At 55.8% G+C, this 23,489-nt stretch carries 18 protein-coding genes; 15 read left to right on the forward strand and 3 right to left on the reverse strand.

All coding sequences use genetic code 11. The features are described from left to right. Positions 1-81 precede the first annotated feature (81 nt). The 7 genes from BED41_RS03185 to BED41_RS03215 all read left to right on the forward strand — a co-directional run bounded on the left by BED41_RS03185 (position 82) and on the right by BED41_RS03215 (position 12,034). On the forward strand, positions 82-2,415 hold the full coding sequence (locus tag BED41_RS03185; protein ID WP_066743019.1) for a hydratase: 2,334 nt from the start codon (positions 82-84) through the stop codon (positions 2,413-2,415). Positions 2,416-2,461: 46 nt separating this feature from the next. Beyond that, complete coding sequence (locus BED41_RS03190; protein WP_066743026.1) at positions 2,462-3,667, forward strand: NADP-dependent isocitrate dehydrogenase; 1,206 nt, start codon at positions 2,462-2,464, stop codon at positions 3,665-3,667. Positions 3,668-3,735: 68 nt separating this feature from the next. After that, positions 3,736-4,098 (forward strand): citrate lyase acyl carrier protein, encoded by a 363-nt coding sequence (gene citD, locus BED41_RS03195; RefSeq protein ID WP_084002546.1) that lies wholly within the window; start codon positions 3,736-3,738, stop codon positions 4,096-4,098. Further along, the gene (locus BED41_RS03200) at positions 4,098-4,982 is read left to right on the forward strand and encodes an HpcH/HpaI aldolase/citrate lyase family protein (protein WP_066743032.1); all 885 of its coding nucleotides are present in this window, start codon (positions 4,098-4,100) and stop codon (positions 4,980-4,982) included. Before citD ends, BED41_RS03200 begins: the two co-directional genes overlap by 1 nt. Before the next feature lie 2 nt (positions 4,983-4,984). Next, positions 4,985-6,547 carry a citrate lyase subunit alpha gene (gene citF, locus BED41_RS03205; protein ID WP_066743035.1) on the forward strand — a complete coding sequence of 521 codons (1,563 nt, stop codon included), beginning with the start codon at positions 4,985-4,987 and terminating at the stop codon, positions 6,545-6,547. Between the two features lie 382 nt (positions 6,548-6,929). Next, positions 6,930-10,463 (forward strand): pyruvate:ferredoxin (flavodoxin) oxidoreductase, encoded by a 3,534-nt coding sequence (nifJ, locus tag BED41_RS03210; protein ID WP_066741637.1) that lies wholly within the window; start codon positions 6,930-6,932, stop codon positions 10,461-10,463. An 8-nt stretch (positions 10,464-10,471) separates the two neighbouring features. Next, on the forward strand, positions 10,472-12,034 hold the full coding sequence (locus tag BED41_RS03215; protein WP_066743039.1) for a pyruvate carboxylase subunit B: 1,563 nt from the start codon (positions 10,472-10,474) through the stop codon (positions 12,032-12,034). A 90-nt stretch (positions 12,035-12,124) separates the two neighbouring features. On the opposite strand, the gene BED41_RS03220 is transcribed toward BED41_RS03215, so the two are convergent. The 3 genes from BED41_RS03220 to BED41_RS03230 are packed head-to-tail and all read right to left on the reverse strand — an operon-like array spanning position 12,125 to position 15,845. After that, on the reverse strand, positions 12,125-15,025 hold the full coding sequence (locus tag BED41_RS03220) for a PilW family protein (RefSeq protein WP_066743041.1): 2,901 nt from the start codon (positions 15,023-15,025) through the stop codon (positions 12,125-12,127). Then, positions 15,022-15,399, reverse strand: a complete 378-nt coding sequence (locus BED41_RS03225; RefSeq protein WP_066743043.1) for a PilV family protein — start codon at positions 15,397-15,399, stop codon at positions 15,022-15,024. Before BED41_RS03225 ends, BED41_RS03220 begins: the two co-directional genes overlap by 4 nt. Further along, complete coding sequence (locus BED41_RS03230; protein ID WP_066743045.1) at positions 15,396-15,845, reverse strand: hypothetical protein; 450 nt, start codon at positions 15,843-15,845, stop codon at positions 15,396-15,398. The genes BED41_RS03225 and BED41_RS03230 overlap by 4 nt, the downstream gene beginning before the upstream one ends. Positions 15,846-16,290: 445 nt before the next feature. Here BED41_RS03230 and BED41_RS03235 point away from each other — a divergent pair, with 445 nt between their 5' ends. From BED41_RS03235 to thmT, 8 genes are all read left to right on the forward strand, one after another. Then, entirely contained in the window at positions 16,291-16,662 is a 372-nt protein-coding gene (locus BED41_RS03235; RefSeq protein WP_066743048.1) for a DUF1622 domain-containing protein, read from the forward strand. Between the two features lie 72 nt (positions 16,663-16,734). After that, a complete protein-coding gene (fsa, locus tag BED41_RS03240) occupies positions 16,735-17,388 on the forward strand; it encodes a fructose-6-phosphate aldolase (RefSeq protein WP_066743052.1) in 654 nt (217 codons plus the stop codon). Positions 17,389-17,558: 170 nt separating this feature from the next. Next, a complete protein-coding gene (locus BED41_RS03245) occupies positions 17,559-18,269 on the forward strand; it encodes a GntR family transcriptional regulator (protein ID WP_084002225.1) in 711 nt (236 codons plus the stop codon). A 238-nt stretch (positions 18,270-18,507) separates the two neighbouring features. Beyond that, positions 18,508-18,996 carry a tripartite tricarboxylate transporter TctB family protein gene (locus tag BED41_RS03250; protein WP_066743057.1) on the forward strand — a complete coding sequence of 163 codons (489 nt, stop codon included), beginning with the start codon at positions 18,508-18,510 and terminating at the stop codon, positions 18,994-18,996. Positions 18,997-19,009: 13 nt separating this feature from the next. After that, positions 19,010-20,509 (forward strand): tripartite tricarboxylate transporter permease, encoded by a 1,500-nt coding sequence (locus BED41_RS03255; protein ID WP_066743059.1) that lies wholly within the window; start codon positions 19,010-19,012, stop codon positions 20,507-20,509. 33 nt (positions 20,510-20,542) lie between these two features. After that, a complete protein-coding gene (locus BED41_RS03260; RefSeq protein WP_066743061.1) occupies positions 20,543-21,511 on the forward strand; it encodes a tripartite tricarboxylate transporter substrate binding protein in 969 nt (322 codons plus the stop codon). Between the two features lie 80 nt (positions 21,512-21,591). Beyond that, positions 21,592-23,286: a dihydroxy-acid dehydratase gene (gene ilvD / locus BED41_RS03265; RefSeq protein ID WP_066743064.1), complete on the forward strand. Its 1,695-nt coding sequence runs from the start codon at positions 21,592-21,594 to the stop codon at positions 23,284-23,286. Continuing rightward, positions 23,277-23,477, forward strand: coding sequence for a 2-hydroxymuconate tautomerase (gene thmT / locus BED41_RS03270; RefSeq protein ID WP_066743065.1), 201 nt, complete (start codon positions 23,277-23,279; stop codon positions 23,475-23,477). The genes ilvD and thmT overlap by 10 nt, the downstream gene beginning before the upstream one ends. Positions 23,478-23,489: the final 12 nt, after the last annotated feature.

A 23,489-nucleotide genomic window follows, 5' to 3' on the forward strand; every position in this document is an offset into this window, starting at 1 on the left:
AGAATATAAGATAACTATATTTTAAATTTTACTATAAATTCTGAAAATATTAGAAAAACAAAAAGAAAAGAGGATGAGGATTTGATCAGGCTGATTGAAAAGGGTGTCTATCTGTTTAACGGAAACGCGTTGGTGGAGGATGTTGAGAAAAAGGGGCTCACTGCGGTCAACGAGGAGATTCAGGCTGCGGGGATGAAGCCTCTGGAACGGCTGCCGGAGGACAGGGAGAGCGCCGCCGGAGGGACGATCGCGGCCAATATTATCGCGGCGCATAACGTCTCCGGCACGAAGAATAATTATCGCATACGCTTTGACAGCCTCGCCTCGCATGACATCACCTATGTGGGCATCATCCAGACCGCAATCGCCAGCGGCATGAAGCGCTTCCCGATCCCCTATGTCATGACTAACTGCCATAATTCGCTCTGCGCCGTCGGCGGGACGATCAACGAGGACGATCATCTTTTCGGCCTCTCGGCCGCGAAGAGGTACGGCGGAGAGTTTGTCCCCGCGCATCTGGCGGTCATCCATTCCTATGTACGGGAGATGATGTCCGGCTGCGGACGGATGATCCTCGGCTCGGACAGCCATACGCGTTACGGTGCCCTGGGGACGATGGGCGTCGGCGAGGGTGGCCCGGAGCTTGTGAAACAGCTTGTCGGGCGCACCTATGATTTTCCGCGCGCCGACGTCGTCGCCGTATATCTCACCGGCGCCCCGCGTCCCGGAATCGGCCCGCAGGACGTCGCGCTGGCGATCATCGGTGCGGTCTTCAAAAACGGTTTTGTAAAGAACAAGGTGATGGAATTTGTCGGTCCCGGTGTCTCGAACCTTCCGGTGGAGTTCCGCAGCGGCATCGACGTGATGACTACGGAGACGGCCTGCTGGACCTCCGTCTGGCGCACCGATGAGAGGGTCGAGGAATATTTTCATATTCACGGACGCCCGGAGGCTTACAAGCGGCTCGAGCCTGCCGCCGCCGCCTGGTATGACGCGGCCATCGTGGTGGAGCTCGACAAGGTAAAGCCGATGATCGCCCTTCCCTTCCATCCCAGCAACGTCTATACGATAGAGGAGCTCAACGCGAACCCCTATGAGATATTGAAGCGGGTGGAGGAGGACGCCCGCAGCAAGCTGGAGAATCCGGAGCTGAAGCTCAACCTCACCGAAAAGATATCCAAGGAGGGAAAGATTCGCGTGGATCAGGGGATCATCGCCGGCTGCTCAGGCGGGACCTTCGACAATGTCGTCGCTGCGGCGCAGATTTTGCGCGGAGGCAGCGTCGGAAACGGCGAATTTTCGCTCAGCGTCTATCCCGGCAGCCAGCCGGCGATGCTTGAGCTCATCGGCAACGGTTCTGTCGGCGCCCTTATGGAGGCGGGCGCCGTCGTGAAGACGGCCTTCTGCGGCCCCTGTTTCGGCGCGGGCGATACGCCGTCAAACCACGGATTCAGCATCCGCCATACGACGAGGAACTTCCCTAACCGCGAGGGTTCAAAGCCTGGAGAGGGACAGATTTCCTCCGTCGCGCTGATGGACGCGCGCTCTATCGCCGCCACCGCGGCCAACGGCGGCGTGCTGACCTCGGCTGAGCGTTATGGGGAACTGCTTCACGACGAACCCTATAAGTTCCGCGGCGATCTCTATGAAAAGAAGGTCTATCACGGTTTTGGCAAAGCAGACGACAGCCAGGAGCTTATCTACGGGCCGAATATCAGGCCCTGGCCGAAGGTCTATCCTCTGGCGGATAACCTTCTGCTGAAGATGGCCTCCGTCATCACCGACCCCGTGACGACCACCGACGAGCTGATACCATCGGGAGAGACCTCTTCTCTGCGTTCCAACCCGCTTAAACTTGCGGAGTTCGCCCTCTCGCGCAAAGATCCGCTTTATGTGGGGCGCGCCAAAGCCGCCCAAGCTCTGGAAGACGACCGCCGCGCGGCCGTCGAGGGGGGCGTACCCGTCAGAGGCGAGGCGGAAAAACTGCTTGTCTCCGCCGGCATGGCCGATTCTGCGGCGCAGACCGCCATCGGCAGCGTCATCTTCGCCGTAAAGCCGGGCGACGGTTCGGCGCGCGAGCAGGCCGCCTCTTCGCAGAGGGTGCTGGGCGGACAGGCCAACTTCGCCGAGGAATACGCGACGAAGCGTTACCGCAGCAACCTTATAAATTGGGGAATGATCCCCTTTATCACCGACAGCGCCGACCGCGATAAGTTTAAGGCCGGCGAATGGCTCCTCATCCTCGATATCCGCGCCGCGATAGAGAGCGGAGCGGAGGAGGTCGGGGCGCGGCTTATCGGCCCCGGCGGCGAAGGCAAAAAGATAAGCCTCAAAATGCCGGGGCTTACGAAAGACGACAGGGCGATAATCCTTGCCGGCTGTCTTATGAATTTTTACGCGAACGAAAACAAATAGACGCATAAATAATTAATATAGAAGGAAAGCAGAGGGACTCAATCACATGGCAAAGATTCAAATGACCACTCCCCTCGTGGAGATGGACGGCGACGAAATGACAAGGATCATCTGGCGGCAGATAAAGGAGACTCTCATCCTGCCCCATGTGGAGCTGAAGACGGAATATTACGACCTCGGCCTCAAACACCGCGACGAGACGGACGACCAGGTGACGGTGGACTCCGCCGAGGCGACGAAAAAATACGGCGTCGCCGTCAAGTGCGCGACCATCACCCCCAACGCGCAGCGTGTGGAGGAGTACGGCCTTAAAAAGCAGTGGAAGAGCCCGAACGGGACGATCCGGGCGCTCCTTGACGGCACGGTATTCCGCGCGCCGATCATGGTGAAGGGCGTACGCCCCACCGTCAGCACCTGGAAGAGGCCCATCACCATCGCCCGCCATGCCTACGGCGATATATATAAGGATGTCGAGATGAACATCCCCTGCGCCGGAACGCTGAAGATGATCTTCGAGCCAGCGGACGGCGATGCCGGCAAGCGCCAGGAGGAGACGGTTTTTGAATATAAGGGCCCCGGCGTGGCGATGGGGATGCACAACCTTGAAAAATCAATCTCCAGCTTTGCGCGCGCCTGCTTTAAATACGCACTGGATACCGGGCAGGATCTCTGGTTCTCGACAAAAGACACCATCTCCAAGAAATACGACCAGACCTTCAAGCTGATCTTTGAGGATATCTATGAAAAAGAGTTCCGCGCCGAATTTGAAAAGGCGGGTATCACGTACTTCTATACGCTGATAGACGACGCCGTGGCGCGCGTCGTCCGCTCCGAGGGCGGCTTTATCTGGGCCTGCAAAAACTATGACGGAGACGTGATGTCCGACATGGTGGCCACCGCCTTCGGAAGCCTCGCGATGATGACCTCCGTGCTTGTATCGCCGGATGGCGTCTACGAATACGAGGCGGCCCACGGTACGGTGACGCGCCATTACTACCAGCATCTGGAGGGAAAGACGACCTCGACGAATCCCATGGCGACCATCTTCGCCTGGAGCGGCGCGCTCCGCAAGCGCGGTGAGCTGGACGGCAACGCCGCACTTCAGGAGTTCGCCGGACGTCTGGAGAGGGCCTCTATTGAAACGATTGAGAGCGGCGAAATGACGAAGGATATCTTCGCCATCTCCGAGGTGCCGAATAAGAAGATGCTGACGACTGAGGAATTTCTCCAGTCGATAGCCGGGAAGCTGTAAAATATAATTACAGAGGCGCGCTTATGTTAGAGGCGCCTCTTAACCGTAACGAAAGGTGGTTTGCAGTTATGAGGATTGTCCGTACCGCCAGTGCGGGTACGCTGGAATCGTCGGATTGTCAGGTAACGGTCTCCCCCGCGGAGACCACCGAGCTTGAATACGGCGGCGCAAACAGCGCCATCTTCGCGAATAGGACCAGGAGGCTTGTAGACGAAGTTCTGAAAGAGCACAATATAGGCGGCGTCAAGGTCTCCATCCATGACCAGGGAGCGATCGAAATAACGATACGGGCGCGTCTGGAAACGGCGCTGGAACGCGCGTCGGAGCCTGAACGTCCGGCGTGTGCCGAACCTGATTCTGATGAGGGCAGTATCGCTCTCGCGTCGTGGTGGAAATCTGTGACATCCGACACCTCTAAGGAGGCGATGTGATGAAGCCCAGCCGTTCGATGCTCTATATTCCAGGGGACTCCCCCGGGATGATACAGCACGCGCCGATCTTCGGAGCCGACAGCATCCTGCTGGACCTTGAGGACGCCGTCGCGCTCACGGAAAAGGACGCGGCGCGCCGGATGGTCGCGGTCTTTCTAAAGAGATTTGACTTCAAAGACCTGTTTGTGACCGTCAGGATAAACGGCGCTGATACCGAGTTTTTTGAGAAAGACCTGGAAGAGATAATCCCCTGCGCCCCAGAGGCCGTGCGCCTGCCGAAGTGCAACGGTCCCGAGGATGTGCTGCTCGCCGATAAAAAAATAACGGAGATAGAAAACAGATGCGGCCTGCCCCTCGGTTCGGTCAAGATCCACGCGATGATCGAAACGGCGCTGGGCCTTGAGATGGCCTTCGCCATCGCCTCCGCCTCGCCGCGCGTCAGCGCGCTCACCATCGGAGGCCAGGACTTTACCGCGGATATGGGGGTTCAAAAAACGAAAGAGGGGCGCGAGCTATTCTACGCCAGATGCCGGGTCGTCGCGGCGGCCCACGCCGCCGGCGTAGATTCATATGATACGGTGTGGGCTGACATAATGGACAACGAGGGGCTGCTGCGTGAGACGAAAGAGATAGTCGGCCTCGGCTTCACTGGCAAGGCCTGCATCCATCCGAGCCAGATTGCGACGATACATAAGGCCTTTATGCCGGCGGAAAAAGATCTGCGCAAGGCGGAGCGCGTCGTGGAGGCCGCCGAAAGGGCGGAGCGCGAGGGTAAGGGCGTCGTCTCGGTAGACGACAAAATGGTCGACGCCCCCGTCGTTGCGAGGTCAAGACATCTGCTTGCCCTCGCGGAGCTTTATGGCTTAAAGAGAGGAGAACTTTAACAATGAAGAACGTGACAAACTCTCTTAACAGAATAGTCCCTGCGGAGATAGCGGGGGTAGGCTCTTTCGCGCCCTACCGGTCGCCCTTTTCAACGATAGCGGCGCTCGGCGGCCGGATGAGACCGGCGTCGCCAATCAAGGCCGCGGTTCCGAGCAGAAATAAAGTCGTCCCCTCGCTGCGTACCGCCATCGAACGGTCCGGCCTCTGCGACGGCATGACGATATCCTTCCACCACCACCTGCGTAACGGCGACGCCGTCATCCCGATGGTACTGGCGGAGCTAGAGGCGATGGGCTTCAAAAACCTCACCTTCGCGCCGAGCTCGATCCCCGACGCCCACGACTGCGTGGCGGACTACATAAAAAGCGGCCTCATTGGAAAACTCTACACCTCCGGCGTCCGCGGCAGATTGGGCAAACTCCTCTCCAGCGGCGAAGTCGACATCCCCGTAGTAATCCGCAGCCACGGCGGCCGCGCGCGCGCCATCGAAGAGGGCTCGATCAAAATAGACGTCGCCTTCCTCGCGGCCCCCGCCTGCGACTGCCTGGGAAACATAAACGGCATCTCCGGCCCCTCCGCCTGCGGCTCCCTCGGCTACGCGATCACAGACGCGAGAAACGCCGCGCACGTAATCGCGGTGACCGACAACCTCGTCGAATACCCGCTGTCGCCGAAAATATCAATTCCCCAATACCTCGTCGACCAGGTAGTAGTCGTAGACAGCATAGGCGACCCCGCGAAAATCGCCACCGGCGCGGCGCGCATCACGCGCAACCCTGTAGATTTGCGCATAGCGCAGGACTCCTTCCGCCTCATGAAGGCGGCGGGCATAATAGAGCCGGGCTTCTCCTTCCAGATGGGAGTAGGCGGTGCGAGCCTCGCGGCGGCCGTCTACCTTGAAGAATACATGTCGGAAAAGGGCATAGTCGGCAGCTTCGGCCTCGGCGGAGTAGGAGGATACCTGGCGGCGATGCACGACAAAGGCATGTTCAGGACAGTATTTGACGTCCAGTCCTTTGACGCGGTAGTGACTAAGTCTATGATTGCCAACCCGAGCCACATAGAAATAGACGCCTCGTGGTACGCGAACCCCTTCAACGCGGGGGCGCTCGTCAACAACCTTGACTGCGTGATCCTCGCGGCGCTGGAAGTTGACACAGACTTCAACGTCAACGTCCTGACGGGCAACGACGGGGTACTGCGCGGAGCCTCCGGAGGTCACCAGGACACGGCGGCTGGGGCGAAACTCTCGATAATAGTCTGCCCCTCCTTCCGTGGAGGAGTACCGTCGATAAAAGACAAAGTGACGACCGTCACGACGCCGGGCGAGACCGTGGGAGCGATAGTGACGGAGCGGGGAATATGCATCAACCCGCGCCGTCCGGAACTGCTGGAATCCGCGCTCAAGGCGAAACTTCCCGTAATGGAAATCGCCGCCCTTAAAAAAGAGGTGGAAAAACTGACGGGAGTGCCGGAGCCGATAGAATTCAACTATGACAAACTGCTTGCCGCGGTGGAATACCGCGACGGAACGCTGATAGACGGCGTATACGCCGCGAAATAAGACCAAAGGCCGGAGAACGGATGCGGACGGCTGAGCTTCTCCCCAGCCGCCGGCATTTATTCTCCGGCGATTTTTACCGCCGTAATCTCCCTCTCTTCCCGCCCTCTAATGTTTATGGGGGGACCGCCTGAAAATAACCTGCCGCTAAGTAAATTATAAGATTTTTAAGGGAAAATTATCCCTAGATTGTTTATATTTTTTCGGATATGAGATATTATGTAGGGCGCTACACCGATGTGATATAGAATACCGTTTCTGCGGTGTAAAGAGGTAAACGGAGAAAGTACGATATCTTTGGCAAGAAAATGTCGTTTTGGAGACGTAGTTGACAATTGGAATAAACATCCCTAAATGTTGGGAATGAAATGGGAGGAAAGAGATCATGTCAGAGAAAAAGATGGTAACGCTGGATGGTAACGAGGGAGCGGCGCACTGCGCGCACGCCCTTAACGAAGTAATCTCCATCTATCCAATCACGCCGTCGTCGCCTATGGGCGAATGGTCGGATCAGTGGTCCGCGGAGGAGCGTCCGAACATCTGGGGCACGGTGCCGCTGGTGGAGGAGATGCAGAGCGAGGCGGGAGCCTCGGGAGCCTACCACGGAGCGCTGCAGGCGGGAGCCCTTGGCACCACCTTCACCGCCTCGCAGGGGCTGCTTCTCATGATCCCCAACATGTACAAGATCGCGGGCGAACTGACGAGCACGGTAATGCACGTGACGGCCAGAAGCGTGGCGACCCACGCGCTCTCCATCTTCGGAGACCACTCCGACGTTATGGCGGTGCGCAACACCGGCTGGGCGATGCTCTGCTCGGCGACCGTCCAGGAGTCTATGGACAACGCCCTCATCGCGCAGATGGCGACCCTCGAGGGCAAAGTCCCCGTACTTCACTTCTTCGACGGCTTCCGCACCAGCCATGAGGAGATGAAGATAGAAGAGGTCTCCTACGACACCATGCGCGCCTGCATAGACGACGAGCTTGTGCGCGAGCACAGATACAGCCGCCTCTCGCCCGACGCGCCATTCGTGCGCGGCACGGCGCAGAACCCCGACGTCTTCTTCCAGTCCAGAGAGGGAGCCAACCGCTACTACGCCGACATGCCCGACATCTTCCAGAGCGCGATGGACAAATTCGCCAGAGAGACGGGCCGCCAGTACCACCTCTTCGACTACTACGGAGCCGAAGAGGCCGAGCGCGTCATCGTCATCATGGGCTCCGGCGCCGCCGTGGCGCGTGAGACCGTCGAACACCTCGTCAAACAGGGAGAAAAAGTCGGCCTGCTCATCGTGCGCCTCTTCCGTCCCTTCGACGTCAAACGCTTCCTGGGAGCGCTTCCCGGCACCGTGAAGAGAATAGCCGTCCTTGACCGCTGCAAAGACCCGGCGGCCATCTGCGAGCCGCTCTGCGCCGACGTAAGAGAGGCCCTAAAAGGCAGAGACATCACCGTCGTCGGAGGCCGCTACGGACTCTCCTCCAAAGACTTCACCCCGGCCATGGTCAAAGGAGTCTACGACGAACTCAAAAAACTCGCCCCCAAAGACAGCTTCACCATCGGCATAGAAGACGACGTCACCTTCACCAGCCTCGCCTACGACCCCGCCTTCGACACCGAAAACCCCAAAACAGTCCGCTGCCTCTTCTACGGCCTCGGCTCCGACGGCACCGTGGGCGCCAACAAAAACTCCATCAAAATCATCGGCCAGGAGACCGACCTCTACGCCCAGGGCTACTACAGCTACGACTCCAAAAAATCCGGCGGCATAACCGTAAGCCACCTGCGCTTCGGTCCCGACCCCATATACGCGAGCTACCTCATAAACAAAGCCAACTTCCTCGCCTGCCACGTATACAGCTTCCTCGAAAAACTCGACATCCTCAAAAACGCGGCAGACGGCGGCACCTTCCTCCTCAACAGCCCCTTCGGCCCCGAAGAGATCTGGGACAAGCTGCCCTACACCTACCAGCGTCAGATAATCGACAAAAAACTCAAATTCTACGTCATAGACGCCGTAAAAATAGCGAAACAGACCGGCATGGGCTCGCGCACCAACACCATCATGCAGACCTGCTTCTTCGCCATCAGCGGCATCCTGCCCCAGGACAAAGCGATAGAGGCCATCAAAAACTCCATCGTCAAAAGCTACACCAAAAAAGGACAGGCCATAGTAGACAAAAACATCAAAGCCGTCGACGAGACCCTCGCCAACCTCTACGAAGTCAAAGTGCCCGAAAAAGCCACCGCGGCCTTCGACATCCTGCCGCCCGTCGCCGACGACGCCCCCGAATTCGTCAAACAGGTCCTCGGCCCCATGATGGTCATGGAGGGAGACAGCCTTCCCGTCTCCGCCCTGCCCGAAGACGGCACCTTCCCCAGCGCCACCACACAATACGAAAAAAGAAACATCGCCATAGACATCCCCGTATGGGACCCCTCACTCTGCATCCAGTGCGGCAAATGCGTCCTCGTCTGCCCCCATGCGGCCATACGCTCCAAAGTCTACGACAAAGAATGCCTCAAAGAGGCCCCCGCGGCATTCAAACACGCGGAAGCCAAATTCCCCAACTTCAAAGGCTGTGACTTCACCGTCCAGATAGCCCCCGAAGACTGCACCGGCTGCGGGCTCTGCGCGCACAACTGCCCCATAAACAAAACCAAGCCAGAAGATCCGCACCGTCCGCTCATCATGCAGCCCCAGATGCCCCTGCGCGAACAAGAGCGCAAAAACTGGAACTACTTCCTCGAACTGCCCGAGGCGGACAAAACCAAACTCAACACCGCGACAGTCAAAGACGTCCAGCTCCTGCGTCCGCTCTTTGAATTCTCGGGAGCCTGCGCGGGCTGCGGAGAAACCCCCTACCTCAAACTCCTCTCCCAGCTCTTCGGAGACCGCGCTCTGATAGCCAACGCCACCGGCTGCTCCTCCATCTACGGAGGCAACCTGCCCACCACCCCGTGGTGCGTCAACGACGACGGCAGAGGCCCTGCGTGGAGCAACTCCCTCTTTGAAGACGCGGCAGAATTCGGCCTCGGCTTCCGCCTCACCATAGACAAACACAAACAATACGCCGAAGAACTCCTCCGGAAAATGACCCCCGTCATCGGAGAAGAGACAGTCAAACAAATACTTGAGGCGCCCCAGACCAACGGCACAGAAATCAAAGCCGTCATGGACAAAATAGAGACCCTCAAAGAACAGCTCCACTACATGGGGACCGAAGAGGCAGAAGAACTAGAGTCCGTAATAGACAACCTGGCCAAAAAATCAGTCTGGTGCGTGGGAGGAGACGGCTGGGCCTACGACATCGGCTACGGCGGACTCGACCACGTCATCGCCTCCGGCAAAAACGTCAACATCCTTGTGCTTGACACCGAAGTCTACTCCAACACCGGAGGACAGGCCTCCAAATCCACGCCTCGCGGTGCGGTGGCCAAATTCGCGGCGGCCGGCAAACGCATGGGCAAAAAAGACCTTGCCATGATGGCCATGAGCTACGGCAACGTCTACGTCGGCAAAGTGGCGCTGGGAGCCAACGACGCGCACACCGTCAAAGTATTTGAAGAGGCTGAGGCCTACGAAGGTCCGTCCATAATCATCGCCTACTGCCACTGCATAGCGCACGGCATAGACATGGTCAAGGGACTGGACCAGCAGAAAAAGGCCGTTGAGTCGGGCCACTGGATGCTAATGCGCTACAACCCCGACCTTGCGAAAGAGGGCAAAAACCCGCTCATAATAGACAGCAAAGACCCGACGCTGCCGCTTGAAGACTACATCTACAACGAAGTGAGATACAAGAGCCTCAAAGCAGCCAATCCGGAAGAGGCCGCCATACTCCTCAAAGAAGAGGAAAAGTCCATCAAAGACAGGTGGCGCTTCTACAGGCATATGGCTGATATGAAGATGGAAGGGTAAGGTTATCGATGTCTGAAATCGAGATCAAAAAAGAGATCAAGGACTGCAACGGTAAGGTAATTGCCACCAAGATAACGACGGGAGCCGCTTCGGCGGCCCCCGCCTCGGAACCGGCGGCGAAGGCTGAGCTGATCACCGTGACGGAAAACAAGAAGACGGAGGCCCCCGCGGCGAAGGCAAAGCCGCGCGTCGGCATAATGGAGACCGCCTTCCGCGACGCGCACCAGTCGATCATGGCGACGCGCCTGCGCACGGACGACATGCTTCCCATCTGCGAGGCGATGGACGAGGTTGGCTACCACTCGATAGAGATGTGGGGCGGCGCGACCTTCGACTCGGCGATGCGCTTTCTCAACGAAGACCCGTGGGACAGGCTGCGCCAGATAAAGAAGCGCCTGAAGAAGACCAAGACCCAGATGCTTCTGCGCGGCCAGAATATCGTCGGCTACCGCCATTACTCGGACGAAGTGGTGCGCGAGTTCGTTAAACGCGCCATCGGCAACGGCATAGACATCATCCGTGTCTTCGACGCGCTGAACGACCTGCGCAACATGTCGATCGCCGCCGAGGCCGTCAAGAAAGAGGGCGGCGAGCTTCAGATGACGATCTCTTATACGATCTCCCCGGTGCATACGCTCGACCTCTTTGCGAAGCAGGCGCGCGACATGGCCGACATGGGGGCCGATTCCATCTGCATCAAGGACATGGCGGGGCTTCTCTCGCCCGTCGCGGCCTCGGCGCTTGTGAAGGCGATCAAGAAAAAGGTCAATCTGCCGGTGCAGATACACAGCCATTACACGAGCGGCATGGCGGCGATGAGCTACATGGCGGCGCTCGAGGCCGGCGCGGACGTCGTCGACTGCGCGATCTCGCCCTTCGCGATGGGCACGAGCCAGCCCGCGACGGAGACGATGGTCGCGGCGCTTGCTGGCGGCCCGCTCGATACGGGGCTTTCGCTTGAGAAACTGCTGCCGGTCGCGAAGCACTACCAGATGCTGCATGAAAAATACAAGGATCTGATAATGGGCGTGAGCGGAGTCAACGTTAATATCCTCCTCTACCAGATACCGGGCGGTATGTATTCCAACCTCCAGAGCCAGCTCAAAGAGGGCGGCTGCCTTGAAAAATTCAAGGAGGTCATGGAAGAGGTACCGCGTGTGCGTAAGGAGATGGGCTATCCGCCGCTCGTCACGCCGACAAGCCAGATCGTCGGCACCCAGGCGGCGATGAACGTCATCTCCGGCCAGCGCTGGAAGATGGTGCCGAACGAGGTACGCCAGTATTTCCGCGGCTACTACGGAAAGACGCCCGCCCCCGTGGACCCGGAGATACAGAAGCTGGTCCTCGGAGACGAGGAGCCGATAACCTGCCGCCCCGGCGAGAAGATCGCCCCCGAGCTAGAGCAGGCGAAAAAAGAGATCGGCGTGTGGTGCACGCAGCCGGAGGATCTGCTCTCCTACATCCTCTTCCCGCAGGTGGCTAAGGACTTCCTGCCCAACAAGTTCGCGAAGGAGACCCTCGTGAACATCGGACAGGAGCCGCAGGACGACCCCGAAGCCTACGCGGTCTAAGGGAAAATAAAGATACCCATCGGTAAAACGAACGTAGGCGGCCTCTTGGGGCCGCCTGCGCTTTCAGTTATGAGAATTGGGAAACTCAGATTATTTGTTGTTATATTTTCTGTAGGTTTTGTAGGCTTTGTAGGCTTCGCACATCGGACAGCCGCATAATGCGCTGTCATCTTTTGGCGGCGAGGTGTGCTGGAGGGACATTACACAGGGCTGCGGTTCGCCACCGTTCGCATTTGTAAAGCGTTTGGCATAGGCGTTGGCGTTGCCTGAGTTGTTACCTTTCCCGTCGCTTTTGCGTGATATGCCGAAGAGATCGCGGTTCCACTTGGCGGCCGTGTCCTTATCCGCCGAATATTCGGCGAGGCCGGTGGGGAAACTGCCGTTCGTCTCATCCATGCCGAAAACCCGCGCGCCTTTTTCCATTATCGATCGCAGCTCTCCCGCGTCGAAGCCGGGGGCGATCGTCATGTCGTAGATCTCCACGCTGCTTCTATTTCCCAATTGTCCGCCCCAGATCGCGAGGCCGATCCAGCGGTAACGATCCGGTTTAAGATTCCCAAGATTATTGTCCTCCTTGTCATCGCTGCCGAGCTCTTCGCGTGGAGCGAGTCTCTGCGCCTTATATACGCCGCCGTTGAAGGTTTTTTTAATTGTTTGTTCTTGTTGTTTTTTTCCCTGCCAAACCCACCATGTTTTTTCCCTGAAGAAGCCATTCCGATAACGGGATTTATCACCGTTGACGTTAGGCGTCTGCACAGCATAGTAGCTTGGCGTGTCTTCGTAATATTTATTGTTGTTGTTTCGGTTAATATCGTTATCTTTTTTTTCATCGTTATTATCGGTGATCGTCCTGTCGAATTTAACTTCACCTTCGGTTCCAACTCCAGCCCTTTTTACTTTAAACGTATACGTCTGGCTACTATTGCCTTTTTTTGAAAATGCCGGTTTTTGCCCGACGAAATTCCCGTACCACGCCGGTTCGGAATAGTAGAACTTCGGGCCGCAGAGGAAGGGGTCCTCCGCACGCAGCTGCTTTTCAGTCATTTTGTATTCTGCCATAGCCTCGCCGAGGTTTTTCAACAGCCTCATGCGCACGAGCAGCCTCGGGTTTTCCTCATCGCCGGTGTGGTATTCGAGGATCGTAACCATATAGCGGCGGCGAGGCTGCATAACTTTGCATTCATTCGTGAAGTCCCCTTTGGTTCCCTGTAAGGTTTGTTCGTCTGACTCTTTCCCTTTTGTTTTGAAAAATTCGTTTTGCAGCGCGGCATTTACATACTGTGGGTTATAATAATTATCGTAAAATGTCCCGCCTGAGCCTCCCGAAATCGATCCAATAGCGGTGGTATTGTTTATGACCGATTCTATCGGGGAATCGATCTCCTGGACGCCGTAGCGCTGATAACTATTGACATTACCTGTAGTATTTTGCAGGCGTATCGGATAACCGTTTGCGCCAGGGTCGTAGTATAGGCAATAACCGCTGGTAGCGTCATTGTTCCGATAGCCGTTGAGGAGCAGTGCGAGCCCCGCCGTCGTAGTCCCGGCCTCCGCGTCTACAATGATTGAATAGTTGGTGATGTTTGTGTAGCTTTCGTTAAATATCTTCTTTTCATATCTTCTCGCGTCGCCGATATCTTCGGGTAGCAGGGCGCCCCCTATCTGTATATGGTTGTTTCCCGAGTGGTACTCCATTTTTACGCGGTATTCGCCGGTTTCCGGGTTGATGTAGCCGACTGCTGCAAAATTACTGTCATTACTGTCAAGAAATATATTATTGGGTACTCGGTCTACCTGATGCTGCGTAAACCTACGGAACCATGGCTGTCCGTCGGGATTTGATTGTAGTATCCTCACGCGTACGCTCCACTGCTCGTATCCTTTGGGGCGCACGAAGCCGCCGCCGTCGGCGTCGCTGTAGGCCGGAACTACCCAGGCGCGGAGGTAGCCGAAGGAGCCGAATTTTTTTGCACTTGTTATTTTCTCTTTCTTCAATTTTCCCTCGCCGTCAAAATCAGAGTCATTTCCATAGAGATGTTTGCCGGTGTATACATAGAACGTGCCGGAGGTTGGTATCTTGAGAAATTCATCCTCTTTGCCGGAGGCCTTTTTGTACTGGTCGCCCGCGAGGTAATATTCGTCGCCGGATGTTATCAGCAGCGGCCAGCAGTAGTTGCTTCTAATCTCTTCGTTGTTGTAGTCAGGGAAGGCCGACTTTCCGTCCTCCCAGTAGCCGGCGCTCTTTTTCAACGAAGCCTTGTTCTCCGAGCTTATGTAGTAGAGCGTCTTAGTCGCGTCCCTGTTGCCGGAGGGGACGATGATGTCGTAGCGGAGCTGGATCACGCTGTCCTTTTCCACCGTCTCCTCGTTTTGCAGGATTTTGTTGTCGTCGGAGAGGTTACGCAGCTGCAGCTCACGGAAGTCGAAGATGTTGAAGTGGAGCACCGGGCCGCCGTAGGCGGAGGCCTTCGTCGCGGAGCCTCTCTTCGCGGGCCTGTTGATAAGCGCCGAGTCGATGTCCAGCGTTACGTGGGCCGACTTGACCTTGGGAGCCTGTGCCTCCACGCGCATTTTGAGGATGAAGTTTTCCGCCAGGTCCTTGGATGCGGTGGGAACGCTGAAATCGAGCGAGGTGATGAATTCCGAGCCGGCCAGTGGTTCGTCCCTGTCGCCTATCCTGTATTTCACGCACTGCTCCGATTCGTCGAGGTAGACATAGCAGTCCTCGGAGTCGCTGACGACTGTATCCGGGAGGTTGGGAAGTATCTCGACGATCGAGGCCCGGCTCATCATCGGCCATATCTTATGTTTGAAGGAGGCGGCGGTGAATCTAGCCCCGTTCGTCACCTTGCCGTTGGCCTCCGCGCGCCCGTAGAGACGCAGTCCCATACTGAGCCCGGTGATGATGCCGCCCATGACGATCACCATCATTACCATGCCGATTATCAGTTCAACCAGGGTGAAGGCGCGTCTGCATTTTTGTGTTCTCATGGTTTCTCCCTCTGCAGGAGATAGAAGGCCGTCCCGCGTCTTTTGCCGCTCTCATATTCGTAGAGGTAGAGGCCGCAAGTCAGCGGGATCACTTTAAGGTCCTTGTCGCCGCTCTGCGGAGCGAGAGTGGCGGCTACGGTCCCGCTAGGTGTGCCGGACAGTTCTATGGCGCCGATATCCGGCGAAATGGTGAGTCGCATCGCGTCCCTCTCCGTCATGTTCGTTATTTCCATGTCGCCGCTGATATCCTCCCGCGATTTCACGATGGAGCCGACGCTGTAGGTGATGGCTCCGATAAGCGCCATTAGGCCGATAATGAATATCGTGATCGATATGAGGACCTCCACCAGAAGAGAGCCTGAATGCTTCGTCATTTGATGTCCCACCCGTAAATTTCCCCGTTGTCCCTGCCGTAGCGGCAGGAGGCGGAGACGCTTTTCCCACCCGCGCCGCGGGCCGTGACCTTTATCCGCATGTAGCTTGCGTTGGCGTCTGCGCTGACCGCCAGGTCAAGGCTCGCCGCGAAGCCGCGCGCAGCGTCGGTGACATTTATGACGCCGCTCTTATTTATCTCTTCGCCATTGTCAGCCTTCCAGTATTCTTTTTTCAGCTGGGAGCCAAGCGCCGCGGCGCCGGAGCGCGCGAGGAAGAGCAGCTGCTGTTCCTCGTAATGCTCAGTCTGCCATTCCTCTATGCGCAGCGTCCCGACCGTGATGTTAAAGGCCACGAGGCTCAGCACGGAGAGCAGGATGAAACTGATGAGCACTGTAACGATAAGGGTGGCCCCGCGTCTTTTTGACGAAGGGAAAAACATATTCATAAGATCACATCCTGTTAATATCTATCTTAAGTTTGTAGCGCGTCCGTGAAAATAAAAGCTGCGTAAACAGACCAAACTCGAGGCCGCTATTATGCCTATGATGCAGATAATACTATAAGTTATTTGGAAATATAATTCAAGTCTATAACATTAATAAAATATTACTTAAAATTATCGTTAATATTGATAAAATAGTCTTAATTGTAAATACATATGTCGTCTGGTGCCGGACAGTAGCTTTATTGCTCTCCTTATTTACGCTACACTTCGGTTATTTTTCAGGAGTACCTGCCGCCGTTTTGTCTTCGACGCAGCTGTATGTAGTATTGATTTTTTGTGTTTTACCTCTGAAACGGCCGTTTTTTGAGAAAAATGCCGTGCAAAAAACACTATCTCATTATAAAATTGTCATTAGTTTCAATACAGGACAGGGGAGGAACTCCGCATGCTTCACGATTTTGCCGCTGTATCGAGAACCATCATCGAATTTATCAGTATTCTTATTATCATGTGCGGCGTGGCGGTCGCCATCTTCCGCGGGTGCCAGCTCTTCTTCACCTCCCGCTCCGGCCACAGCCTGCCGCGCGACGCCTGGATTCAGCTGCGGCTCTCCTTTGAAGATACGCTGATGCTCGGCCTTCAATTCCTGATGGCGGCGGATATCATCGGCACGATCAGCGACCCGGATCTTCAGGGGGTTATCGTACTCTCTGTCATAGTTCTGCTGCGGGTGATCCTGAGCTTCACGCTCAGCCGTGAGGTGGCGGAGATGGACCGGCAGAAACGTGAGAACGCCGCCGCGCGGCATGACGGTTAAAATCTTCAAAGAACGGCAGTAAAGAACCGTAAAGCGAATAGAAAATCAAATAATTGAAAGGAAGTCCGCGTCATGAAATTTTTTCTCGATACCGCAAACCTTGAGGATATAAAGACGGCCCACTCCTGGGGCGTCATCGCCGGGGTCACGACAAATCCCACCCTTGTATCAAAAGAGGGCGATATAGATTTTCACACCCGCGTGCGCGAGATCGCGGAGACGGTAAACGGACCCGTCAGCGCCGAGGCCGTCTCTCTGGAAAAGAGCAGGCTGATCGAAGAGGCGAAGGTGCTCGCCGGTATCCACCCGCAGGTCGTCGTGAAGGTGCCGCTATGTCCCGATGGCCTAGGCGCAGTGAAGGAGCTTACGGCGCTGGGGATCAAAACGAACGTGACGCTCGTCTTCAGCGCCAATCAGGCGGTGCTTGCCGCCGCCGCCGGCGCGACATATGTCAGCCCCTTCGTCGGACGTCTCGACGACATCGGCGAGGACGGCATGAAGCTGATATACGACGTGGTGGAGATATTCGACCTCTACGGTATAGAGACGAAGGTGATCGCGGCGAGCCTGCGCCATCCGGCGCATGTCCTCGAATGCGCGAAGGCCGGAGCCGACTACGCGACGGTGCCCTTCAAGGTCCTTAAGATGCTCTTTGACCACCCGCTCACAAAGAAGGGGATCGATCAGTTCAACGCCGACTGGGCAAAGTATTTGGCGAATAAATAAGATTTGTAATAACAACGGCGGAGAGCGGTCGGAGGACCGCTCTTTTTTGATGCTGTTACGTGAGGGTAAAAAATGAATACTTTGGGGCTTGTATTATTTTTAGTTTTCTGCTTATATATCAAGTATAAATTATTATGTATTACAATGCCTTGTTGAAAAGGGAGAATGGTATGAACACCAATAATCCGTTTAGCTCGTTAAGCCAATATGCGCCAAGCGCCGCCTTCAATACCAGTGTTGAGACTTTGGTACTGCAGACGCTGCGCTCCGCGATCACGCAGGGAGCGTTTTATCCGGGACAGGAGATAGACGAGGCCGCGATCGCCGAAGGCCTTCAGATCAGCAAGATGCCGGTGAGGCAGGCGATCGCCGCCTTGGAGGTCGAGGGGCTGGTCACGAAGGTCCCGCGGAAAAAGGTCTATGTCACCAGCCTCGACAGCCATGACATCGAGGAGATATACACCACGCGAATCGCCCTCGAAGAGGTGGCGATCAGGGCGGCGGTGAAGAAGGCCACGCAAAGGGACTATGAGATGCTGGAAAAAAATCTTGCCATCCCTCTGTCGCAGATGGAGGGCTACGTGGGCTTTCTCGAAGTCGACAAGGAATTTCATTCGTTGCTCTACGCCCCGTCGGGTTGGCAGCGCGTTATGAAATATTTGCAGCAGCTGCGCAACAATACCGCGATGTATAGGATCTTAAGAGAGCCGCTGCCGCCGGAAAAGCTTCAAGTTTCACTCGATGAACACCGGGCGATATATGAGGCCTACAGAAGCGCCGATGAGGAGTTGACGGCAAGACTTTTAAGGGAACACACATTGAGGACCGTTCCGAGTCTGAAGGACATTGACATGGCGAACGAAGCGGTCACGCAGCAATAGATAACGCTAAAATTAAATAAAGCGGAGGTGTCTTTGTACAAAAGGACGCCTCCGCTTTTCTTTTGTAAAGGGGGAATTACGCGCTTGACATTATCTCAGATAATGATATAAATAATCTAATATAAAAAATCATAAATACAATTTATATACAATCTAACTACAGCGACGGAGGGAGGACGGAAGTTTACCACGATATAGACCTTACGATATGTAAGCTGGAAGAAAACGAGGTGTAAAAATGAGCAGCGCAAGAAGCTACAAGGAAGATCTCGCGGCGGGGCTGGTATGTTTTGCCGGCGGTCTGGTGTTTTATATTAATGTGCATTTCCAGGAGATGATGAAGTTTGACCTGCTGGGCTCAAAATTCTTCCCGAAGCTGGCATGTGCGGGAATAATGTTCTTTGGCGGTCTCCTTGTCTTACAGTCGCTTTCCAGGATAAGAGCCTTAAAAGCGGAGAAGGAAGCAGAAGCCGCCCATGAGGGAGAATGCTTTTTTAATAGAAAGAAGCTCCTTTTTGTCGCCTACTCAATTATCTATTTTGCCGCGCTGGAATTCTCAGTTGGATTCCTCTACGCGACTCCGGTATATATGTTTCTGAATATGCTGTTACTGGACGCGGCAAAGCCGCCGGCGTCGAAGATAGTAAAGTATATAGCCTTTTCCCTTGCGGTGACCGCGGCGACCTATCTCTTCTTTAACAGAGTTCTCTACCTACTCCTTCCGTAATGAGGTGCAGAAAATGAATCCAGAGATCATTCAGGGTATTATCAGTATCTTTTCTCCCTTTCCATTCATGCTACTGCTTATTGGGACGTTTGCCGGAATAATTTTCGGCGCTATTCCCGGCATGACGGCGACGATGGGCATCGTGCTTTTCCTGCCTCTCACCTTTAAGATAGATCCCGTATCTTCAATATGCCTCCTGCTTGGCATATACACAGGAGGAATATCCGGCGGCCTTGTTTCGGCGGCGCTCTTAAGGATGCCGGGAACCCCATCCTCCGTGGCCACCACCTTCGACGCCTATCCGATGGCGCAGAAGGGCGAGCCTGGACGGGCCCTCGGCATAGGGATATTTGCCTCTTTCATCGGCGGTCTGTTCAGCTCCGTCGCTCTGATATTCGTCGCTCCCCAGGTGGCGAAGATCGCCCTGACCTTCGGGAATTTTGAATATTTCTCGGTGTCGATCCTCGCGCTGAGCATCGTCGTCGTACTCTCGAAAAAATCGATGACCAAAGGTCTGCTGGCGACATTTATCGGTCTTTTCTTCGCGACGGTGGGAAGTTCGGAGATAGATATGGTGCCGCGCTTTACTTTTGGTTTTGAGGACCTTGAGGGCGGAGTCAATATAATGCCCTATCTGATCGGCCTTTACGCCATATCGCAGATAATTTCCGACATGGGCTCCGACAACAGCGTCCTTGTGCCGAAGGTGCCAATAAAAAATGTGTGGATCGGCTTCCGGAATTTCTTCAAAGGTGATCTTTCCAATGTGATCCAAAGCACTATCATCGGGTTTTTCATCGGCCTTCTGCCGGGCATCGGCGGTGCGACGGCGAATGTAGTGTCGTATGGAAACGCCAAGTCTCACTCAAAGCATCCCGAACTCTTTGGAACTGGATATAAAAGCGGAATAATCGCCTCGGAGGCATCAAACAACGCGGTGATCGCGGGAGCGCTGGTACCGATGCTGACGATGGGCATTCCCGGTGACGCGACGACCGCAGTTCTCGTGGGAGCGCTGATGATACACGGCCTTCAGCCTGGGCCGATGCTCTTTAATAACAACGCGATGTTTGTCTACAGCACCTTCTCCGCAGTATTTTTCGCGAACCTGGCGATGTTTATTATGATGCTCGTCGCAATCAAAGTTTTCATAAGGGCGCTGAGTACCCCAAAAGCGTACCTGCTACCCTTTATTGTGGTGATGTGTGTGGTAGGAGCTTACGCGCTGAATAACAGGATTTTTGACATTTGGCTCCTGCTCTTCTTCGGTCTGGTCGGCTACTGTATGGAGAGGCTCGAATTCCCCATGACTCCCGCGATCCTCGGCTTTGTCCTGGCGCCGCTCATTGAGAATAATCTGCGTCAGGGGCTCATGTCGAGCAATGGCAGCTATATGCCGCTGTTTGAAGGAAAAATATCCCTCTGCTGCCTGATCCTGACCGTGATATCCCTTGCCTGGCCGCTGGTGAGCGGCGCGCTCAAAAAACGCAAAATAAGAGTTGATTCACAATAGTGGTAAATCCAAATATCAAGGAGGCTACATCTTATGTTTAAGAAGTTTGCAGCGGTTTGTTTAGTGGTCATGTCTATCTTTGCCTTTACGGGCCTGCCGGCCTGTGCGGCGGACAAATATCCCTCGAAGCCGATCAAAATGATTGTCGGATATGCGCCAGGAGGCGGAGTCGATACGACGGCCAGAATATTTGCCAAGTACGCGGAGGAGTTCCTCGGTCAGCCTGTCGTCATCACCAATATCACCGGAGGCGGCGGAAGTATCGGTGCGCGCGAGGTGCTCAAGGCCAGGCCCGACGGCTACACGCTCCTTTGGATGCACGAGGCGATCCTCGCGGGTTACGTGACGGGCGTTGCGAAGTTCAACTGGGACGAATTCACACCGGTTGGCAGGGCTGTCGCGACCTGCGATGCCATCACAGTGAAGGCGGATTCGCCGTGGAAGACGATCGATGATTTTATGGCCTACCTTAAAGACAATCCCGGAAAGGTGAAGATGCCCGTGGAGATCGGCTCCACCAGCCAGCTTGAACTCGCGGCGATCGACAACGCCGCCGGTGGGGGAAGGATAGTCGCCGTCAGCGGCGGAGGCGGGGCGACGCGCATACCGAAGCTGCTCGGCGGCTTTCTTGACGCGGCCTCACTGAACGCCCCCTCTATCCCTCAGTATGTCAAAGACGGCTCTCTGCGCCCGCTGGCCGTATGTACCCCCGAGCGCAGCCCCTTCTTCCCCGAACTTCCCACTCTGTTGGAGAAGGGATATGACGTAAGGAAACCCTTTAATATGTATGTATTTGGTCCCCAAGGACTGTCAAAAGATGTCGTCGCCAGGGTGAACGAAGCCCTGAAAAAGTTTAGCGAGGATCCGAGAGTCGAAAAAGACCTTGCCGCGATACTCGCCGTACCGAGCTATATGACCCCGGATGAACAGGCGAAGTATCTGACGGATATGACAGTCTACTTCCAGGGAGTCGCGAAAAAGGCCGGTATAAACCAGAAATAAGAAATACAGCTCCGGCAGCCTCCGCTTAGCTTCACTGTCATGAGGCTGCCGGAAAATTCTATCCCCCAAGGAGCTTGCTCATGAACAATTCAACGGATGAAATTATAAAGGCCAAAGGACTGCCCAGCGACGCGGTGGTGTGCGGTATCGACCGCGGTGGACACCGGTCGCTGTTATATTCACTCGGCATAGAAAAGGAAGAGATGTCGCGTCCCTTCATCGCCGTGGTAAACAGCTGGAATGAGATCGTTCCCGGATGCGCTCCCTTGAGGGAGATAGCCTCCTTTGTAAAGAGGGGGATATCCGAGGCGGGGGGACTTCCCTTTGAGTTCTGCACCATCGGCGTCTGCGACGGGTTGGCCCAGGGCCACAGGGGGATGTCCTATTCTCTTCCCAGCCGTGAGGTGATCGCCGACTCGATAGAGATAATGCTGAAGGCTCACTGTTTCGACGGGGCGGTATTCCTCGGCAGCTGCGACAAGATAATTCCCGGCATGCTGATGGCGGCGCTTCGCGTCAACATCCCCTCGATCTTTGTACAGAGCGGCCCCATGCAGAATGGCTGCTATAAGGGGCAGAAGCTCTCCATGCCCTCGCTGCGCGAGTATACGGGAAAATACTTCGAGGCGGAGATCACCAGGGCGGAGCTGGAGAAGATCGAAAGATGCACGATGCCCACGCAGGGCAGCTGCGCGATGCTGGGAACGGCAAACTCGATGAGCTGCGTCGTCGAAACGCTGGGGCTGGGCCTGCCGATGACGGCGACGACCCCGCCCTTTACATCGCAGAAACGGCAGGAGGCGGTTACGGCGGGCAGAATAATCGTCGGCTTGACGCGTGAGGGAAGGCGGCCGCGGGACTATGTCAATAAAAATTCCATAGAAAACGCCCTGAAGGTCGGCTTCGCTATCGGCTCTTCGACAAACCTCGTACTGCATATGAGCGAGATAGCGAGAGAGGCCGGCATCGACATCTCCCTTGCGGAGATGGACGAGATAAGCGCCGCCACCCCCTACATATCAAAGGTACATCCCTCCGGCACGGTCCCCTTCAACGACCTTAACGCCGCCGGTGGCGTGCCCGCGATCCTGCAGTCGCTGGGGGACCTGCTGCATGGCGAAGAGCGCACCGTGAGCGGAAAGAGCATAAAGGAGATCGCGGAGGCCGCCGACTGGGAGGACAAGAATATCATCCGCCCACGGGAAAATCCCTTCCACAGCAGCGGCTCGTTAAAGGTTCTCTGGGGCAGCCTGGCTCCTGACGGCGCGGTGGTGAAGCAGTCTGGCGTGGCGGAAAATATGCGCGTACATCGGGGACCGGCCGTCGTCTTTGAAAACATGGAAGAGGCGGTGGAGGCTGTCGAACATGGTCGGATAGAGAAGGGCTCCGTCGTCGTGATTCGCAACGAAGGGCCCATCGGCGGTCCGGGCATGAGAGAGATGCAGCTGGTGACGACGCTGATGGTGGGCACGGGGTTATCCGACACGACGGCCCTGGTCACGGACGGGCGTTTTTCCGGGGCGACAAGAGGCCCCTGCATCGGACACATATCCCCGGAGGCGGCTCTCGGCGGCCCTATCGCCTATGTCCGCGATGGAGATATAATATCAATTGATTTGAACAAAGGGACGCTGGATATAGAGGTTGACGGGGACGAACTGCGGCAGAGGGCCTCCGCGTCCGCGCGCAAAAGCCGCCCTGCCGCCGACGGCGTATTGGGAAGCTTCGTTGAACATTATCTGAGAAAAAGTGAGGAGAAAGAAAGATGCCTATAGCGATCTTGAATATCATCGAGGGAAGAGATCTGGAAAAGAAAAGGGCCCTTACCAATGCGGTCACCGAGGCGATCTGCAAATCGCTTGACGCGCCGGTGCAGTCCGTGCGGGTCATAATCAACGAGATGCCGAAGGAGAACTACGCGATCGCTGGAGAGCTGATCTGCGACAGGGAGGCGGCAAAACATTAATCTCCGTCTTGT

Origin of the sequence: Cloacibacillus porcorum (genome assembly GCF_001701045.1) — a bacterium.
GTDB lineage: Bacteria > Synergistota > Synergistia > Synergistales > Synergistaceae > Cloacibacillus > Cloacibacillus porcorum.

Excerpts from the sequence above, each read along its gene's own strand:
- BED41_RS03220 (WP_066743041.1), bottom strand. The coding sequence starts at position 15,025 with ATGAGAACACAAAAATGCAGACGCGCCTTCACCCTGGTTGAACTGATA.
- citD (WP_084002546.1), top strand. The coding sequence starts at position 3,736 with ATGAGGATTGTCCGTACCGCCAGTGCGGGTACGCTGGAATCGTCGGAT.
- thmT (WP_066743065.1), top strand. The coding sequence starts at position 23,277 with ATGCCTATAGCGATCTTGAATATCATCGAGGGAAGAGATCTGGAAAAG.
- nifJ (WP_066741637.1), top strand. The coding sequence starts at position 6,930 with ATGTCAGAGAAAAAGATGGTAACGCTGGATGGTAACGAGGGAGCGGCG.
- fsa (WP_066743052.1), top strand. The coding sequence starts at position 16,735 with ATGAAATTTTTTCTCGATACCGCAAACCTTGAGGATATAAAGACGGCC.
- BED41_RS03200 (WP_066743032.1), top strand. The coding sequence starts at position 4,098 with ATGAAGCCCAGCCGTTCGATGCTCTATATTCCAGGGGACTCCCCCGGG.
- citF (WP_066743035.1), top strand. The coding sequence starts at position 4,985 with ATGAAGAACGTGACAAACTCTCTTAACAGAATAGTCCCTGCGGAGATA.
- BED41_RS03225 (WP_066743043.1), bottom strand. The coding sequence starts at position 15,399 with ATGACGAAGCATTCAGGCTCTCTTCTGGTGGAGGTCCTCATATCGATC.
- BED41_RS03260 (WP_066743061.1), top strand. The coding sequence starts at position 20,543 with ATGTTTAAGAAGTTTGCAGCGGTTTGTTTAGTGGTCATGTCTATCTTT.
- BED41_RS03190 (WP_066743026.1), top strand. The coding sequence starts at position 2,462 with ATGGCAAAGATTCAAATGACCACTCCCCTCGTGGAGATGGACGGCGAC.
- BED41_RS03245 (WP_084002225.1), top strand. The coding sequence starts at position 17,559 with ATGAACACCAATAATCCGTTTAGCTCGTTAAGCCAATATGCGCCAAGC.
- BED41_RS03235 (WP_066743048.1), top strand. The coding sequence starts at position 16,291 with ATGCTTCACGATTTTGCCGCTGTATCGAGAACCATCATCGAATTTATC.
- BED41_RS03215 (WP_066743039.1), top strand. The coding sequence starts at position 10,472 with ATGTCTGAAATCGAGATCAAAAAAGAGATCAAGGACTGCAACGGTAAG.
- BED41_RS03255 (WP_066743059.1), top strand. The coding sequence starts at position 19,010 with ATGAATCCAGAGATCATTCAGGGTATTATCAGTATCTTTTCTCCCTTT.
- BED41_RS03250 (WP_066743057.1), top strand. The coding sequence starts at position 18,508 with ATGAGCAGCGCAAGAAGCTACAAGGAAGATCTCGCGGCGGGGCTGGTA.
- ilvD (WP_066743064.1), top strand. The coding sequence starts at position 21,592 with ATGAACAATTCAACGGATGAAATTATAAAGGCCAAAGGACTGCCCAGC.
- BED41_RS03230 (WP_066743045.1), bottom strand. The coding sequence starts at position 15,845 with ATGAATATGTTTTTCCCTTCGTCAAAAAGACGCGGGGCCACCCTTATC.